The organism is Liquorilactobacillus capillatus DSM 19910, from assembly GCF_001434915.1.
Taxonomy (GTDB): domain Bacteria; phylum Bacillota; class Bacilli; order Lactobacillales; family Lactobacillaceae; genus Liquorilactobacillus; species Liquorilactobacillus capillatus.
The window spans coordinates 53496-71803 of sequence record NZ_AZEF01000002.1; the positions used below are offsets into that span (position 1 = coordinate 53496).

Sequence of the window (18308 nt, forward strand, 5' to 3'; positions counted from 1 at the left end):
CGTTTCACTCCCCACTTTGAATGTCACGCAACTGTTGGTACTTAGTTGTTATTACCTTTTCTAATTCGGTCCATGAAATATCATTAACGAAGTAACGCTGAATATATGGTCCAAGGACCTGAGTGGCAAAACCATTAGGATACTGTTTATGAATGGGAGCACGTGCTTTTTTAGAAGAACCGATCCGGTAGATATCTTTAGATAGATCATCGGGTAACCGTGAAACATCAAAGTTCTTAGTTGCAGGAACAAAGCGCATTTCATTAATAATGACATTTTCAGCTTTTCTGGATGTAAACATCCAATTAACAAAATCTTTTGCGGCTTTTTCACGTTTAGGATGATCATTAGTAACACCAAGATACCAAGATGAACCAGTAAGAAGGCGATCAGAGCCATCATTTCTAACGAAGAATGGCAACATGCCTAACTTTTTTTGAACAAAGCCTTTTTCAATACCATCAAGTGTCGGGACGATCCAGTTTCCTTGGGGGATCATAGCTACCTTGCCGTTGTAGAAAAGATCTTGGACAGAAGGATCATATTTAACGGATAGGATTGGTTGGACACTGTAGTTTCTGATTAAGGTGTAATAATTATGCATTTGCGAACCATATTTCCAAGGAAACTTTGTACTTTTGAAGGCCTTAACTTGATCATTGTCATAGGCTTGTGAAGTAAACTGTGCTGAGACAGAGGCGATTGAATTGGTATCAGCGCCGTTAAAGCCGAAGACACCGTTTAAACCAAGTTTAGCTTTTTGTGAATCAATCTTTTTAACCGCTTTCACGAAATCGGAGTAATTATGAATAGCTGAAGCATCAACCCCGGCACGAGCAAAAACCTCTTTATTATAAGACCAGCCATAAGCTTCAAGATCAACAGGTAAACCGACAAGACGACCGTCTGAGACTCCACCGCTACGCAAGCTAGGAAGGATCATTTTAGTTGCCGGTAGGCCTTGCAAGCTGACTAAGTGATTTTTGTAGCGATCGATTTCAGGTAGACCGCCAAGCATGATAATATCTGGGGCTTCACCAGAAGCAAATTTGGCTTGAAGTGCGGCAGCACCACCACCTTGACCTGAGGTTGTTATTTGAATAGAGACGTTAGGTTGTTCCTTAGTGTATATTCGTGCCAGTTTCTGATATTGACTGCTGATTTCTGGTTTCTGATTGAAGAAGTTGAGCGTGATTTTGCTACTATTACTAGGCTGAGATTTAGAGGTACAGCCCGCTGTCACAAATAATAGTAAGCTCAGTACAAAGAGGATTGCACTGAACTTGCGTTTTTTGAGAAACATTACACCGCCTCCTATTCTTACTTGCTGTCAAAGTCAACGAATCATTATAATTCTTATCATAATCTTATAGTGTTATTATGAAACAGGAGATAGATAAAATCAAAGGATACACATAAGGAGGCCGCCATGGTGAGTAAAGTTCAGATAGAGCACCTGTATAAGAGATATGAAAATGCAGATGAGGATACATTAAAAGATATTAATCTTGCAATTGATAATGAAGAATTTATCTCGATTATTGGCCCGTCAGGATGCGGAAAATCAACCTTACTGCGGTGCTTTGCAGGATTAGAGAAAATAACTCGTGGGAAGATCCTGATTGATGGTAAAAGATTTGATAATATTCCACCACAAAAAAGACGGATCGCGATGGTCTTCCAAGATTATGCACTATATCCGCATATGACAGTTTATAACAATATAGCTTTTAACCTGAAACTTAGTAAATTATCCAAAGAAACTATTGATACAAAAGTAAAAGAAGCAGCCGCGAGATTAGGGTTGTCTGATTTTTTAAAACGGAAGCCAGCCCAGCTATCTGGCGGGCAAAGACAGCGAGTTGCATTGGGACGTGCGCTGGTCCGTGATCCTAAGATCTTTCTGATGGACGAGCCACTCTCAAACTTAGATGCAAAACTAAGGGTCTCAACGCGGCAAGATATTATTGTGATGCACCAGCAGCTAAAAACAGTCACGATCTATGTGACCCATGATCAAGCAGAAGCAATGGCGATGTCTGATAAAATTCTATTAATGCGGGATGGAGTTGTCCAGCAATATGGAAGTCCAAACCAACTTTATGACCAACCACGTAATCTTTTTGTTGCACGTTTTATCGGTTCACCAAGTATGAATATTTTGCGGGGGACTTTGGATTCGAAAGGAATCTTTAGCACTGGAAGCCAGAGATATAATCTTAACGGGATTATAGATCAAGCACTACTGCCAGATAATTCTAGGAAGATCGTCTTAGGCTTTCGTCCAGAAAAGGCTGCTCAAGTAGCAGTTTCAAAACGGTTACCAGGGAAGCAGACGAAAGATAAATATTTTTCCTTTGAAGCAGAAAAGACACTGGCTGAGTATATGGGTTCGCACACCTTAGTCTATTTAAAAACAGACGGTGGGACTAACATTGTCGTGGAGACAGTTGAAAAAATTGCGGATGAAAGCAATGTGAAGAAGCTGTGGATCGATGTTAAAGCACAAGACATTTATTTTTTTGATGAACAAACTGGTTTAAATTTAAGGGATGTTGCAGAAAGGTAAAGGCAGTACAGTGGGAAGGAAGATTAGTTAGATGGATCTCAAAATTGAAATAAAATCTGAAATTGGTAAATTAAAAGTAGTCTTATTGAAACAGCCAGGAAAAGAAATTGAGAATATTACACCAGTAACAATGCATGGCTTACTTTTTGACGATATTCCATATTTGCCTGAGGCTCAAAAAGAACATGAGGAATTTGCGGCAATTTTACGCCAAAATGGAACTCATGTTTTATATTTGGATGACTTGATGACAGATATTTTAAAGAACAAAACGATAAAAAGTAATTTCTTAGAAGAGATTATTACTGCTTCAGGTTTTGCAGATAATCTAACACATACAGCTTTAAAAACATACTTAAATAGTTTAGAGCCAAGAAAAATGATTACAGAACTCATGGCTGGGATACGGAAAGGTCTGCTTGGCGATGAATTAAGAAATCTACGGAGTTTTCCGGAAGTTGATGATAATCCGTTCATCATGGCTCCGATGCCTAACTTATATTTTACCCGTGACCTAGCAGCAATTATTGGCAAAGGAGCAAGTATTAGTAAGATGACTTTTAGGGCAAGACAACGCGAAACACTTTTTATTGAGTATATTTTAAAACAGCATCCATTTTTTGCACAGGATAAAATTCCCTATTGGCATCAAAGAAATAGTCAGACGCGGATTGAAGGTGGGGATGTGCTGGTGCTTAACGAACACGTGGTGGCAGTTGGCATTTCCCAAAGAACTTCTGCGGAAGCAATCGAAGCACTGGCAGATAAATTGTTTAAAAACAATTCAGGCTATGATACTGTCATTGCGCTTAAGATTCCGTGCAACCACGCGATGATGCATTTGGATACTGTATTTACAATGGTAAATTATGATCAATTTACGGTATATCCTGATATTATGCAAAAAAATCAGGAGATGGATATTTGGGTCTTACATCCAGCTGATGCTGGGATTGAATATCTGAAATATTCTAGTCTTGAACGTGTTTTAAAAGATACTTTACAATTAGATGAGCTTGACCTGATATATACAGGTGCTGGAGATGAGATAGCTGCTCCACGTGAGCAATGGAATGACGGGAGCAATACATTAACGATTGCGCCAGGTGAGGTTGTTACGTATAATCGAAACTATATCTCGAACGATCTTCTGCGTAAACATGGGATAAAGGTTCATGAGATCTCGTCCAGTGAGTTATCTCGTGGTCGTGGTGGCCCACGTTGCATGTCGTTGCCACTCTTACGTGAGAAAATATAAGAGCTAAGCTGCGTAGTATCGTCAAATAGATGTGAGTATCTAACAAACGCTTTCTTCAACTAGGTTAGCACAAACTTCTATAGTATAAAAATGTTGACTTTTTAATTTTATTATCATATGATTTTAATCAAGATAATTTTTGCGTTGAAGAGAAGAGTAAACCGGTTAGTAGGATAGAAGCGACTGCTGATAGTGTGAGGGCAGATCATGAAGAGCGGTTAAAGATGGTCTCTGAGCTGTTGGTGGGTGCATGCGTGCTCAATGACCGGGTTGCAACCGATAGAGTGCTAAGTATGTCTCATTGATAGATGTGAGTACTGAGGAAGTTATTGCTTGTTTGAAGCAATTTAAATTTGGGGTGGTAACGCGAATTCCATTCGTCCCTTCTGTGTCCATTGGCACAGAAGGGACTTTTTTAGTATAAAATCTATTTTTGTTAAGGGGGATTTAAGAATGAAACAGAAATTACTGATTTTAAATTTAATGCCAAATAAATTAGAGACAGAGAAACAATTGAACTATGTTTTCAAAAATAATAATGAAAACCTTGAAAAAACATATATCTATCTCGGAACACATCATTTTAAATCAATACAGCCTCAAAGTGTTAAAGAACGTTATCGTAGTTTCAAAGAAATTAAGTTTGATTATTATGATGGCCTAATTGTTACAGGTGCACCGATTGAACATATTCCTTTTACAGAGGTTGATTATTGGGTGGAGTTTAAGCAGTTAATTGAGTGGACTAAGAAACATTGTAAAAAGGCATTATTACTTTGTTGGGCGGCACAGGCAGGTATGTATTGTATCGCTAAAGTTCCTAAGAGAGTTTGTAAGGAGAAGCTATTTGGCATCTATGAATTAACAACGTATACTACGCAACATGTCTTATTGCAAGGAATGGATGATAATATCTGCATGCCCTTTTCAAGATACTCGACAAATGAAGCTAAAGACCTAAAACCTGAAAAGTTTAATATAATTGCTAATTCATCCATTGCGGGTCCAACTATTATTGAAACGAAAGACCGACAATTCACTTTTATAACTGGTCATCCAGAATATGAAACGCAAACCTTGGATCAAGAGTACCAACGCGATCTTAGTAAGAAGCGAAAAATAAAACAACCAGTAAATTATTATACTGGTTGCGGTAATAAGGTAATAAATACATGGTCTGGTTATAGTCAGCAGCTTTTTCAAAACTGGCTGGGGACATTATGATAAAGTAGAAAAACTAATTTTTTTTATATGGTGTCAGGTGTAAGCGGCTGGCAAGATATTCTCCTAAGTAAATGTCATTAATGTCTTTAAAGCCTTTTTTCTGTATTTCTGCGCGTAACCAGTCGACATTTTTATCAATTAACTCAAGTACATCAATATTGGGTTGACCATCCACGATAATCGGATAACGGATATTCTCATCGCCATACTCAATTACAACAAGCTGGCCGTTTTGTTCAAGCAAGCCGCTCTTGACTTTACTTACTTCATAAATACCGTGTGCTCTTAAGCGAAACATTAATTCACTGGCGGAGACACCGCAACGTAAGCACTGATTAACATCAACTTGACCATTTTTGATGAGAACTTTAGGCCGACCGTCAATAATATTTTTGATATAACGGTTGTGTTCTTTAAGAAATTTCAAACTTAAGACAAGTAGTGTCCAGATTAGAAGAACCATGATGAATTGTAAAATAGTAATATCATTATTATAGATAACACCACCGATGATCCCACCAAGAACATAATTTTGGACTTGATCCATCGCAGTAATTGGTGCAAGGTTTCCTTTCCCAAGTAGATTAATCTGTAAAATCAAGCATAAGATACCCAAGGTGAATTTAATGATGATTGGACTGTATAATTCCATTACTCCTCCTAATTATGTTGTATTGATATTTTTTCATCTAACAGATGTGTTTTAGTCAATGTGTAATTTGATTGGTCAAGGCTAAGATTAACCCGGTAGTACGAATGTTTGATTCTTACAATAACGCCATCGGTTAATTGAGTTGAATTTACTGAGATAGCTGAAGGCGCTAGCTGTTTATCTGCCGCAAGATTCTCAATGAAAGTAATCATCTGGGAAGACTGAGAGTGGCGGCTTTCACTCTGGACATAATCTGAGTACTGTAATCCCAACATGAATAATAGAAGTAGTAAAATAATGATACTCAGATCTCGATACTTAGTTTGAATACGGTGTCGCCAATACAAAACACTGACAATCAGTAGCGTAAGAAGTAAGCCGAAAGTTATACCATATTTGATAAAATCATTTAGTTGAAGCTGTTTTTCAATATAGGTTATGCCAAAAAAAGTCATAGATCCTCCAATATTAAGATAGTTACACTAACCATTTTCATTATAGTACATTTTTTTATTCATGAAAAAGGTTGAAAATAAAAGTAGTTCTGAATAAGTTATATCTAAAAAATGTTTGATAGCTTCCAGAGATATGTTAGAATATGAACGATGTAAGTAGTGAAAAATATATTATTTTTTTGAAAAATGAAAAGTCAAAGTTAAGTGGATGTTGTTTTGAAAAGAATATTGAGAATTAAAGGAGTGTTTTGTGGTGAGTGACAGAAAAATACATTATAAAATGTATAAAAAAGGGAAAAATTGGGTCTTCGCGACGCTGGCAGTAACTTCGATCAGCTTAGGGATCGCAGGAACAATTGATCATGTTGAAGCAGCAAGTCCTACCGTAACTGATGCAACAACAGCAAATCAGAAAAGTAGTGAAACTAGTAAAGATGATCAAAGTACCGCGGCACGGCAAACGGTAACAGCAGACAAAACAGCAGACAAAACAGCAGACAAAACAGCAGACAAAACAGCTGTGACTAACAACACAGTGACAGATACTACTGGACAAAACAATACTCAACAGACTAAGTCTGAAACGAAACAATCATCTAGCTCACAAGTTGCAAAGAATAATACATACACTGTCCCTACCAAGAACAACAGCTCAAGTTCATCAAGTAGTTCATCAAGTAGTTCATCAAGTGTGAAGAATACTTCTAACAGTAGCTCGGTAGAAACTGCAAGAGATCAAAGTGATAGTTCGAGTGCGGCTCAATCTGTTACCTCAGCAAAGCAGGAACAGCCAGTAGATATTGATGATACCTCTATAAACAACCAAGGTGGACATTACACGAATAATAGTGACACTTGGACATATCGGGATCAACAGGGGAATCTACTTAAAGGATTGAAAAAAGTTGATGGCAATATCCAGTACTTTAATCCAACAACTGGTGCGCAAATCAAAGGTGAATATGTTTCGGTCAAAGGTAAAACATATTATTTCGCTAAAGACAGTGGTAATGCGACCGCGTACACTATTGATAATAATGGAACAGTAAAAGCATATACTGCTGATGGAACAGAGGTTATGACTGGTTTCTTTACGAATCAAGCTGGTGAAAAGTATTATCTTACTGGGTCTGGTCAACATGCTGTTGGTGTTAAACAAATCAATGGAACTATTTATAATTTTGCACAAGATGGACATCTGTTAAAAGACGTAACAGAAACGATCAATGGTAAACTGTATTATTTTGATTCTCAAAGTGGTATAGGTAAGGAGCTGCCTAAAAAGGAAATGCAAGCACCGGCCTCTGTTAAAGCAGTGGGTGAGTATGCTGCGCATAATATAGCAGCTTCATATGATAAAAATAGTTTTGAAAATGTAAATGGATACCTTAATGCTGATTCGTGGTATCGACCTAAATATATTTTGCAAAATGGTCAAAGTTGGGTAACAACAAAGCCCAGTGATTTTCGTCCACTTTTGATGGCATGGTGGCCTAGCAAGAGTTTTCAAGCTAATTACTTAAATTATATGAAAACAAAGGGCCTGATCAAAACAGACCATCAGTTCACAGAAAAAGATAGTTCATTGATGCTAAATGATGCGGTCGAGCAGGCACAAACAGCAATGGAACATGCAATCACGGTTGCAGGGAACACCAATTGGCTGCGAAACATAATGTCAAATTTTGTTAAAGAAGAAGCAGTTTGGAATAAGTCTTCAGAGTATGTTAAGTATAATGGGCTTCAATTACAAGGAGGTTTTTTAGCTTACCAGAATAGCAAATTAACGCCTTGGGCTAACTCTGATTACCGCCAGCTAGGTGTTACCCCTGGTTTTCTATTAGGGAAGAGCGGTAAAGATGCTGAGTTCCTATTGGCTAATGATATTGATAATTCAAATCCTGTTGTTCAAGCGGAACAGTTGAACTGGTTATACTATTTAACCAACTTTGGGTCAATTACCGCTAATGATGACCAAGCAAACTTTGACGGTATCCGTGTTGACGCGGTAGATAACGTTGATGCAGATCTTTTGAAGATAGCAGCAGATTATTTCAATGCAGCCTATGGAGTTAATAAGAATGATGCCACAGCTAACAAGCATCTTTCTATTTTGGAAGATTGGGGACTTAACGATCCTTGGTATGTTAGTCAAAAGGGTGCATCACAATTAACGATGGATGAATATATAGCTGCACAGCTCAATTATTCGTTGACTAATACTCCTGGGAAAAATGATAAGATGGCACGCTTTATTCAGTGGTGCTTAGTTAACCGGAGTACTGATGATACCGAAAACACAGCCATTCCTAATTATAGTTTTGTTCGAGCACATGATTCTAATTCACAAGATCAGATAAGACAAGCGATTAAAGATGCTACTGGCGGTGAATATGGGAAATTTACTTGGGCGGATCTAGAAGCAGGCTTACAAAAATTTTATGCAGATCAGAATTCAACGGTTAAGACTTATAATAAATACAATATCCCAAGTGCCTATGCAATGTTACTGACAAACAAAGATACAGTGCCACGAATTTATTATGGCGATATGTACCATGAAGGTGGTCAGTATTTATCACAAAAAACAATTTATTATAATACCATAGCCAACTTATTAAAGACACGTATTAAGTATGTTGCGGGTGGTCAGACAATGGCGGTCGATCAACATGATATTTTGACAAGTGTCCGCTTTGGAAAGGGAGCATTAAATGCTTCTGCCCAAGGAAATGCAGAAACAAGAACACAAGGAATTGGGGTTATTGTTGCAAATAATCCAACTCTTAAACTGGGCGATGGTGAAAAAGTAATTCTTCATATGGGTGCAGCGCATAAAAATCAAGAATATCGAGCTGTTGCATTAACGGGAAGTACTGGAATTGAAAACTATACAAATGATGATGCACCAATTGCGTTTACTGATAATAATGGAGATTTGATTTTCACAAATCAAAACTTATTTATCAATGGTAAAACCGAGCTTAACACAAGTATTCAGGGTGTTGCTAATCCAGAAGTTTCAGGTTATTTAGCTATCTGGGTCCCAGTAGGTGCAGCTGAAAATCAGGATGCAAGAAGTGAAGCCAGTACAACATCATCTACAGATGGTAAAGTCTTTCATTCAAATGCAGCTTTGGACTCTAATGTTGTTTTTGAAGGATTTTCAAACTTTGTTGCTTATCCACAAGTACGTACTGATAATGCAAATGTTGTAATTGCTAAAAATGCAGATCTTTTTAAGAGTTTAGGGATAACTAGCTTTGAGTTAGCTCCGCAATACCGTTCGAGCGGTGATGGAACATTTTTAGATTCGACTATTGATAATGGTTATGCTTTTACAGACCGTTATGACCTTGGTTTTAATACACCAACAAAATATGGGACAGTCGATGATTTGAGATCGGCAATCAAAGCTTTGCATCAAGCCGGAATTCAAGCCATCGCGGATTGGGTGCCTGACCAATTATATTCATTGTCAGGTCAAGAAACAGTAACTGTGACACGAACTGACGATCATGGCAATCCCTATAATGATTCGGGGATCAAAGATATTTTATATGTTGCAAACACGATTGGTGGGGGCGACTACCAGAAGAAGTATGGTGGTGAATTCTTAGCGTTAATGCAGCAGAAATATCCTGAATTATTTACTGAAATCCAGGCTTCAACAGGAAAAACAATTGATGCTAAGACTAAACTAAAAAGCTGGTCGGCTAAGTACCTAAATGGAACCAACATTCTTGGACGCGGTACCGGCTATGTTTTGAAGAGTAACGATAACAACCAGTACTTCTTTGTTGGGAGCAAAGGTGAAACATTCTTACCGCAAGTTTTAGTTGCAGAAAAAGATCAGCAGCAGTATGCGGCTGGAGATAAATCGCAAAGTCGTTTCTTTATTGAAAAACATGACCATAACAAATGGTATCTGCTAGACTCTATAACTGGTAAAAAACAAACTGGTTTTCAATATTTAGTTGATCAGGGTAAAACAGCTTATTACAATAATGCTGGTCAAATGCAGTACGGGCAACAAAGAATAGCTGATTCGTGGTATTTGTTTGATAAAAATACTGGTGCAATGCAGACTGGCTTCCAATACATTAAAGATCAGCACAAAACGGTTTACTATAATAATGCTGGTCAAATGCAATATAATCAGCAACAAGTAAATGGTTCATGGTATTTGTTTGATAAAAATACTGGTGCAATGCAGACTGGTTTCCAACGTATTAAAGACCAAAACAAGACAGTCTATTATAATAATGCTGGTCAAATGCAGTATGGGCAACAAAGACTTAATGGGCATTGGTACTTATTTGATAGTGCAACTGGGGCACAGAAAACTGGTTTCCAATACATCAAGGACCAGAATAAGACAGCATATTACAATAATGCTGGTCAGATGCAGTATGGTCAGCAACGGGTGAACGGTCACTGGTATTTATTCGATAAGAACACTGGTGCAATGCAAACTGGTTTCCAATACATTAAAGATCAGCATAAAACAGCTTACTATAACAATGCAGGTCAGATGCAGTATGGTCAGCAACAAGTAAATGGTCACTGGTACTTATTCGACAAGAATACTGGTGCAATGCAAACCGGGTTCCAGTACATTAGAGACCAACATAAAAGAGTTTACTATGATGCCGCAGGACGAATGGTTTATGGTAGACAGAAGATCAATAATCGTTGGTATAATTTTGATCTAAGAACCGGTGCTTTAAAATAGCTTTCTTAGCATGGAGAATGAACTATCTTAAAATAATAGTTAATAATATCTAGTGATATGAAAAGAGTCAGGTCAAATTTTTAGCCTGACTCTTTTTGTAAATTATTATTGTAAAGTACACATGTTCTTTACTAATACGCTTGGAGATTTAGAACAAAATTAACTATTGTCTCTAGCTTTTTGATGATTTCTTATAAACGTCATTCTTATTCAATAAGCCGAAACTAAATGTTAAAGCTCAAGCTAGTACTTAAGTTCAACTGACTTATATTGTATGTGCTACTTTATCTTAAGTGGAGCTAGCTGTTTTTCAATATCAGCTAAGGGAACATCAGCTTGGATGAGTGTCGCGGCCGTATAAGCTCCTTCGACTAAAGCTGTATCGTAAAGGTGAACTTGCTTATCTGTCATTTCAATGGCTAACTCGAGATTCATCTTAGCACTGCCGATATCATAGAAGGCTAGTAATTCAGCTGCATCATTATTGTTGATAGCAGTTAAGATTTTTTCCATACTTGTTCCAACATCATTAGTATCTGTTCCGCCAGCACTCGTAAAGGAAACATCTTGGGCAACTTGGGTTAATAACTTTGGAAGACCATCTGCAATTTCTGAAACGTGTGAGATAAGTATGATACCTAATTTTTTCATAAAATCCCCTCCGTTTCTATAAGAGCAGTAAAGAGGTAACCACTTGAGACGGCTCCAGGATCAAGGTGCCCAATTGAGCGTTCCCCAAGATATGAAGCACGCCCTTTTTTGGCTTGCATATCTTTAGTTGCAGCGACTGCAGCAGCAATAACTTCTGTAGTTAGTTGACTGCTATGTGCGACTGGCGACCAGACATCAACCATGGTTTTATCACCTTCGGTTGCGCCACCTCGTTTTTTGATCCCAGCTAGTCCAACTAGAATGAGGTCAGCGGCTGCTTGCGTCTCAGTGCATTTTTTAGCCATTTCTAAAAAAGCGGTCCCATAAAGAGGACCCGAAGCTCCACCAACCTTGCTGATCAGGCCCATTGCGATTGCTTTAAACAGTGCCTGTAAATCAGGGTTTTGAAGTCGCGCCATACTTTCTTTAACACCGACCATCCCACGCATCATATTGTTACCATGATCACCATCACCAATCGGTGTATCTAATTCACTGAGATAATCTTTATGTTCTTCAATTTTCTGATAGAAATTATTTAGCCATTTTTGTGTATTTTCAACTGTTAACATTCGTTTTTCCCCCCTTACCAAGCAACCGTTTCAACTGGATAAGTGAGATATTTTAACCACTCACTATCTACTAAGTCAAAAAGCGTCAGTGAAATCCCAGCCATTTCGATTGAAGTCATGTAATTGCCAACTTTCATGAAAACCGGTTTAATATTCTTGGCTGCAAGTTGGTCTAGTAAGTCATGGCTAAAGATGTATTGTTCCATTAGAGGTGTAGCTCCCATGCCATTTACTAGCACAGCATACTGATGGTCAGCTTGCAATGGTTGGTTTTGATCAAGTTTGTCTAGTAATTCGGTAACAAGTTTTTGGGAAGTCTTGATTTTTTCCCGTCGATAACCGGGTTCACTATGAATACCGACGCCATATTCAATCTCATCATCTGCTAAGGTAAACCCAGGCTTGCCAACTTCAGGAACAGTGGCGGCTGAGAGGGCGACAGCAATTGTGCTGATATGCGGTAGAGCTTTTTCAGCCAACGTCTCAATCTCAGCTAGACTAGCTCCCTGATCAGCAGCTGCACCGACGATTTTATGCATCAAAACAGTACCGGCAACTCCACGACGCCCCTGCGTGTAAAGGCTGTCCTCAACAGCAATATCATCGTTAACAATAATGGATTTAACTTTAATGTCATCAAGTTCAGCTAGGTCTTTAGCCATATCAAAATTCATGACATCACCTGAATAGTTTTTTATGACGAGGAAGACACCCCTTCCTTGGTCAGCAGCTTTAATAGCGGCATATATTTGATCTGGGGTTGGAGAAGTGAAGACTTGTCCAGCAACTGCAGCAGTTAGCATGCCTTTCCCGATAAAGCCTGCATGTGAGGGCTCATGCCCGCTACCGCCACCACTTACGATACCGACTTTACCTTTCATTGAGGCGCTATCACTTCTAATCATTGCTTCAGTATCGGGAATTTTTTCGAGATATTGGGGATAGGATCTAACTAAGCCGTCAACCATTTCTGAAACGACATTTTGCGGTTCATTGATAATCTTCTTCACTATTTTCACGTTCCTTTCTCCTACTAGGCTCATTTTATCTGAATACGATTACATTGTAAAACAATAAGGAAATGTACTAATAAGTAACTAGTTTTTAAGTACAGTTTGTAGACAAGGATGTGATTACTATTTATCTACATGTAATAAAATAAAAAAATCTGACTTAAGAATTTAAGCTTAAGTCAGATTTATATATAGCTATGTTTTTACCAAGATGTGCTATATAGTTGGGTAACTATTGAACTAGGGAGCAAATAATATTACCATCTTAAACTGGTTGTAATGATAGGTTAGAAGAATAATTTGCTAGCTGCTAACACAGCGAGCATAAGTACACATGAACAGATAAAGGCTGCAGTAAAAGCGTTACGACCACGATGGATAATCGTATCAAAGTTAACATTCATTCCTAAAGCAGCCATAGCCATCCCAAGTACAATATAGGCGATTTTAACTAATAAGGCTAGGACGCTAGCTGGGATAGGCAAGAATGAGCCGATTAAACTTGTTATAAGAAATCCTACCATAAACCACGGGATAGGCAGCTTAGCGCGAGATGTACCATGGGCAGCTGGGGCAACGGCTTGGTGCCAAATTCCGACTATCAAAGCAACAGGAGCTAAAAGAAGAACACGGGAAAGTTTTGTAATAATTGCGTTATCAAGACCAACAGGCCCTGCGGCACTACCAGCTGCGACAGCATGGGCTATTTCGTGCAAAGAACCACCAGTGAATACCCCGAATTGAACGGCACTCATATGGAAAAGTGGTTTTAAGATAATTTCAACAAGGGTGAAAACCGTTCCAAGGATAGCTACGGTTGCAACAGCTAAAACTTCGTTTTCACGTTGCTGAGCTTCTTTTTCTTTAGTGACTTTTATTTGAGGTGAGATCCCCATTACAGCTGCTGCTCCACAAATTCCAGAACCAGTGGCTGTCAGAATGGCAAGGTCACGTTCAACTCCCATTTTACGGGATACCCAATAAGTGAAGAAAATCATACCAGTTACGATGCAAATCGCTAACAGAATCGATTTGATCCCAGCTTGGGCTAATTGAATTAGGTTTAACTTAAAGCCTAGAAGAATAATACCTAAACGTAAGAATTTATTTGAAATAAAACCAGATTCAGCGTTGGCTTTGTATAATAATGATGTATTTAATTGCAATCCAATCCCTAAAATCATAGATAATACCAGGGCACCAACAAGTGAAAGATAAGGAAATTGAGCTAAAAATGATCCGGCAACCGCACAGATCAATGTTACAAAAAATGAGATCCAAAAAGCGGGTCGTTTTAGTTTATTAATAGTTGACAATGTGAAACCTCCTTAAAGTGATAATTAGAGTATAGCTGATTTTTTGAATAAGCTAAAATAATAGTTTATTATTAAATCATAAGCTTTAATTATATAAAAGGAGGATAAAGTTTGCTAGACCAATTATACATGACTTTTTTAGTACTGACTCAAACTCGTTCCTATACCAAAACGGCAGAACAACTGTATGTTTCACAGCCAGCTGTCACACAACAAATTCAACGATTGGAAGAAAAACTGGGCTTAAAATTGGTATACTATCACCGACCAAAATTGAAAATCACTCCAGCAGGAGAGGAATTGGCAAATTTTTTACAAAGAACAAGGGTTCAGGCGAATCAAGTGTTAGAACGAATTCAAACTCCAAACAAGTTTCAAGAAATTAATTTTAGTACTACACGGTCACTAAGTGAAATTTTGGCTCCACGGTTGATAAAAGAAATTGCAGTTCAAGATGCATTTCGGAAGATCAGCTGCCATGTTGGGAACACTAAGCAGGCGTTAGCAGCAGTTAAAACAGGGAGTAGTCAATTTGCACTAGTTGAGGGCAACTTTGATAAACAAAAATTTGATTATCAGGTAATTAGAGCGGAACCTTTTGTAGCAGTTGCTTCATGCAAACATCCGCTGGTTCAACGTAAGTCACTGACATGGAGTGATCTTGCTAAAGAGACATTGTTAGTTCGAGAGGATGGATCGGGCTCGCGTGAGATTTTAGCTAGCTTAGCACGGGCTGAGAATGTTAGTTTAGATGATTTTGAGCATTTAATCGTTATCTCGGAGCCTTTATTGATCAGACAACTATTGTTAGAAGGCGTGGGAGTCAGCTTTCTTTATCGTTCCTTAGTTAAAGAACAGTTGCGAAAAGGACAGTTATTAGAATTACCGATGATGGAAAATGGTCAAACGACACATGATCTCTATTTGGTGTACGCCAAAGATAGTTATTTTAAGAAAGACTATGCTAAGTGGCTAGATATCTTGAATTAGCTAGTTAGTTTTAATTAACTAATTAGAAAATACGTTTATCTAAAAACAGTTAGAAAATTGGGATAGGAGTTAAGTTTTAACCCAGATTCTGGCTGTTTTATTTTATATAGAATAAAAGTTAGCTACCTATTTGGGAGGCACGACAGTTGCTTCAATACGCGAATGTATTTTTTTATTGATCTCTAACAAGATAGTTGGGATAAATACTGCAAGAAGACTGATGAGCCATTGAGATCCTGTTAGCGTTACTAAGCCAAACGAGTTTTGTAGCGGTGGCAATAGTGCTGCTAAAACAACGATAGCAGTCGCAACGAGTAGGGCGATGTTTAACGCGGAATTTGCTTTGAGTGAAGTCCATGATAAAGATTCACGTGTTTTGATAGGATAGATATCAATCATTGAACCTAAAGCCAAGGTCAAGAACAGCATTGTCGTACCAACAGCTGAATTATTATCAGTTAGGATAAAACGTCCAAGAGCATAAATAGCTAATGTCAATACGGTATAGATAGCTGAACGAATAAAGAGCCGTGAGCCAACTCCGTCACTGAAAATACTTTGTTTACTTGGGATAGGCGAGCGCTGCATTGTCCGCGCTTCACCTGGTTCACGTGAAAGATAAAAACCTGGAATTCCATCTGCTAGGACATTTATCAGCAGTAGTTGTTCAGCGATTAAGGGAGTACCCCAACCAAAAAGGACACTGCCGACCATTAGGAAAATCTGGGCAAAGTTAACACTAACTAAAAATTCAACTGCTTTTAAAACATTTTGATAGATTGTTCGTCCAGAGGAAACAGCAGCAATGATGGTTGCAAAGTTGTCATCAGTAAGGATTAGATCAGCAGCACCCTTTGCAACTTCTGTTCCTGTAATACCCATAGCGATTCCAACGTCGGCAGCTTTAAGTGCAGGCGCGTCATTGACGCCATCACCGGTCATAGCGACAACTTTATCTTTTTGCTGCCAAGCCTTAACGATGCGAATCTTATCTTCAGGAGAAACACGTGCGAAAACACTGGTTTTAGTAATATTCTTAATAAGAGCCTCATCATTCCATTGAGCAAGCTCTGGACCGCTAATAGCGAGATCACCTTCCTTGTAAATACCGATTTGTGAAGCGATCGCCTGTGCGGTTTTTTTATGATCACCAGTAATCATAATAGTTTTGATTCCAGCTCGTTTAGCTTTTTTAATAGCTTGTATCGCCTCAGGACGTGGTGGATCAATTAAACCAATAATTCCGGCAAAGGTTAGGTCATGTTCTAATTCCTCAATCGAAGTTTGCGGTTTACTATCAAATTCACGGTAGGCTACACCTAAAACGCGTAGTGCATCATTAGCAAACTCATCATGGATAGCAGTTAATTTTTGTTTGTCGGTATCTGAAAGTGCAAGTGGAAGCTTATCTAAAGCACCCTTAACAATTAAAAGGAAACGATTATTATTTAATCGGTGGAGTGTGGCCATAGTCTTCTTTTCAGAAGAAAATGGTCGCTCGCCAATTCGAGGTGCGTCTTTTTCGAAAGCTACGCGAGAAAGGTCATGCTGTTGCAGCAGTCGGACAATAGCAAGTTCAGTAGCATCGCCTTCACTGTGGTCTTCAGTAATGACTGCATTGGTATCAAGACCGAAAAGACGCATTAAGTCGGTTGCGGCCTGACTTAATGGCTGCTGCGCATCAATCATTTCAGGCTTTTCATTAAAGGCCCATAAACGTGTAATAGTCATTTTGTTTTGGGTCAAGGTACCAGTCTTATCTGAGGCGATAACATCAACACTGCCGATCGTTTCAACTGAATTTAAACGTCGAACAATTGCATGGCGGCGAGCCATCTTTTGAACACCTACGGAAAGGCTGATCGTCACAATAACGGGGAGTGTTTCAGGAACGGCAGCTACGGCTAGAGAAACACCAATCATTAAATTATCTATTAAGCTCCCTAATTCATGCCAAATGCCAAGAAGAAAAATAAAGAGACCACTGATAAGGGCGATGAATGTCATGACAAGTGATAGCCGAGCAAGCCGCTGTTGTAAAATAGTTTTTTGCCTTTTAGTTGTATTGAGTAGATCAGCGATTTTACCAATTTCAGTCTTCATCCCGATAGCAGAAACAACCATGATGCCGGAGCCTTGAGTCACTAACGTTCCTGAAAAAGCTTTATTTACTTGATCACCAATAGAATCAGGTGCTTCTTGTGGGGGGATAATTGATTTTTCAACAGGTTCACTTTCACCTGTCAAAAGTGCTTCATCAATTGTTAAACCATTGACTTTTTTGAGTAAGCCATCTGCTGGAACTTGGTCACCGGCATTCAAAGCAATAATATCACCGTTGACAACTTCTGAGATAGCGATTCGTTGACTGTTACCGTCTCGGATAACACGTGTCGTAGGTTCACTCATATCTTTGAGTGCAGCCAGTGATTTTTCTGCACTGTATTCTTGATATAGACCAATTAAAACGTTCAAAATAACGATTGAGCCAATAACAATTGGTTTTGTCCATCCTCCATCAAAGGCAATGGCCATGTAGGCTGATAACACCACCGCAAATAATAATATCAGAGAGGTTATTTCAGTTAGTTGGACAAGTAATTTTTTCCAAAGACTATCTTTTTTAGCCTCCTGCAAAATATTGCTACCACACTTTGCACGACTTGCTGCGACTTCGGATGAACTTAGTCCTTGTTCGAGGGAACGCGCTTGGTTGAGCTTGTCAGTCACCATATAGCTACTCCTTTCATTTTTTAAATAAAATGACTTTTGAAATACGGTTGCGGAACTAATCATCTAATCTTAGTGTAACAAAAGTCACTTATTTATTTAAATTTTTGGTTTTATCGATGGAAGGCAAGGATTCAAATAGT

13 protein-coding genes are annotated in these 18308 nt (G+C 38.4%); 5 read left to right on the forward strand and 8 right to left on the reverse strand.

Annotated features, from left to right (window positions below; all coding sequences use genetic code 11):
* Positions 1–4: 4 nt before the first annotated feature.
* On the reverse strand, positions 5–1303 hold the full coding sequence (locus FC81_RS00245) for an ABC transporter substrate-binding protein (protein WP_057741754.1): 1299 nt from the start codon (positions 1301–1303) through the stop codon (positions 5–7).
* A 129-nt stretch (positions 1304–1432) separates the two neighbouring features.
* On the opposite strand from FC81_RS00245, the gene FC81_RS00250 reads away from it, so the two are divergent.
* The 3 genes from FC81_RS00250 to FC81_RS00260 all read left to right on the forward strand — a co-directional run bounded on the left by FC81_RS00250 (position 1433) and on the right by FC81_RS00260 (position 5051).
* Positions 1433–2569 (forward strand): ABC transporter ATP-binding protein, encoded by a 1137-nt coding sequence (locus FC81_RS00250; RefSeq protein WP_057741757.1) that lies wholly within the window; start codon positions 1433–1435, stop codon positions 2567–2569.
* Between the two features lie 31 nt (positions 2570–2600).
* On the forward strand, positions 2601–3827 hold the full coding sequence (gene arcA / locus FC81_RS00255) for an arginine deiminase (RefSeq protein WP_057741760.1): 1227 nt from the start codon (positions 2601–2603) through the stop codon (positions 3825–3827).
* Positions 3828–4280: 453 nt separating this feature from the next.
* Positions 4281–5051, forward strand: coding sequence for a homoserine O-acetyltransferase/O-succinyltransferase family protein (locus FC81_RS00260; RefSeq protein ID WP_057741762.1), 771 nt, complete (start codon positions 4281–4283; stop codon positions 5049–5051).
* A 13-nt stretch (positions 5052–5064) separates the two neighbouring features.
* Here the strand turns inward: FC81_RS00260 and FC81_RS00265 are convergent, their stop codons facing one another.
* The gene (locus FC81_RS00265) at positions 5065–5703 is read right to left on the reverse strand and encodes a DUF421 domain-containing protein (RefSeq protein WP_057741765.1); all 639 of its coding nucleotides are present in this window, start codon (positions 5701–5703) and stop codon (positions 5065–5067) included.
* An 8-nt stretch (positions 5704–5711) separates the two neighbouring features.
* Positions 5712–6158 (reverse strand): DUF3290 domain-containing protein, encoded by a 447-nt coding sequence (locus FC81_RS00270; protein WP_057741768.1) that lies wholly within the window; start codon positions 6156–6158, stop codon positions 5712–5714.
* A gap of 253 nt (positions 6159–6411) precedes the next feature.
* On the opposite strand from FC81_RS00270, the gene FC81_RS00275 reads away from it, so the two are divergent.
* Positions 6412–10893, forward strand: coding sequence for a glycoside hydrolase family 70 protein (locus tag FC81_RS00275; RefSeq protein WP_057741771.1), 4482 nt, complete (start codon positions 6412–6414; stop codon positions 10891–10893).
* A 279-nt stretch (positions 10894–11172) separates the two neighbouring features.
* Here FC81_RS00275 and dhaM read toward each other — a convergent pair whose 3' ends face one another.
* From dhaM to FC81_RS00295, 4 genes are all read right to left on the reverse strand, one after another.
* On the reverse strand, positions 11173–11544 hold the full coding sequence (gene dhaM / locus FC81_RS00280; RefSeq protein ID WP_057741774.1) for a dihydroxyacetone kinase phosphoryl donor subunit DhaM: 372 nt from the start codon (positions 11542–11544) through the stop codon (positions 11173–11175).
* A complete protein-coding gene (gene dhaL / locus FC81_RS00285) occupies positions 11541–12116 on the reverse strand; it encodes a dihydroxyacetone kinase subunit DhaL (protein ID WP_057741776.1) in 576 nt (191 codons plus the stop codon). The genes dhaM and dhaL overlap by 4 nt, the downstream gene beginning before the upstream one ends.
* 14 nt (positions 12117–12130) lie before the next feature.
* Positions 12131–13126 carry a dihydroxyacetone kinase subunit DhaK gene (gene dhaK / locus FC81_RS00290; protein WP_057741875.1) on the reverse strand — a complete coding sequence of 332 codons (996 nt, stop codon included), beginning with the start codon at positions 13124–13126 and terminating at the stop codon, positions 12131–12133.
* 290 nt (positions 13127–13416) lie between these two features.
* Positions 13417–14445: a YeiH family protein gene (locus tag FC81_RS00295; RefSeq protein ID WP_420806337.1), complete on the reverse strand. Its 1029-nt coding sequence runs from the start codon at positions 14443–14445 to the stop codon at positions 13417–13419.
* 111 nt (positions 14446–14556) lie between these two features.
* Between FC81_RS00295 and FC81_RS00300 the strand changes: the two genes are divergently transcribed.
* A complete protein-coding gene (locus tag FC81_RS00300) occupies positions 14557–15435 on the forward strand; it encodes a LysR family transcriptional regulator (RefSeq protein WP_057741779.1) in 879 nt (292 codons plus the stop codon).
* A gap of 126 nt (positions 15436–15561) precedes the next feature.
* Here FC81_RS00300 and FC81_RS00305 read toward each other — a convergent pair whose 3' ends face one another.
* Positions 15562–18168 carry a cation-translocating P-type ATPase gene (locus FC81_RS00305; protein ID WP_057741782.1) on the reverse strand — a complete coding sequence of 869 codons (2607 nt, stop codon included), beginning with the start codon at positions 18166–18168 and terminating at the stop codon, positions 15562–15564.
* Positions 18169–18308 lie beyond the last annotated feature (140 nt).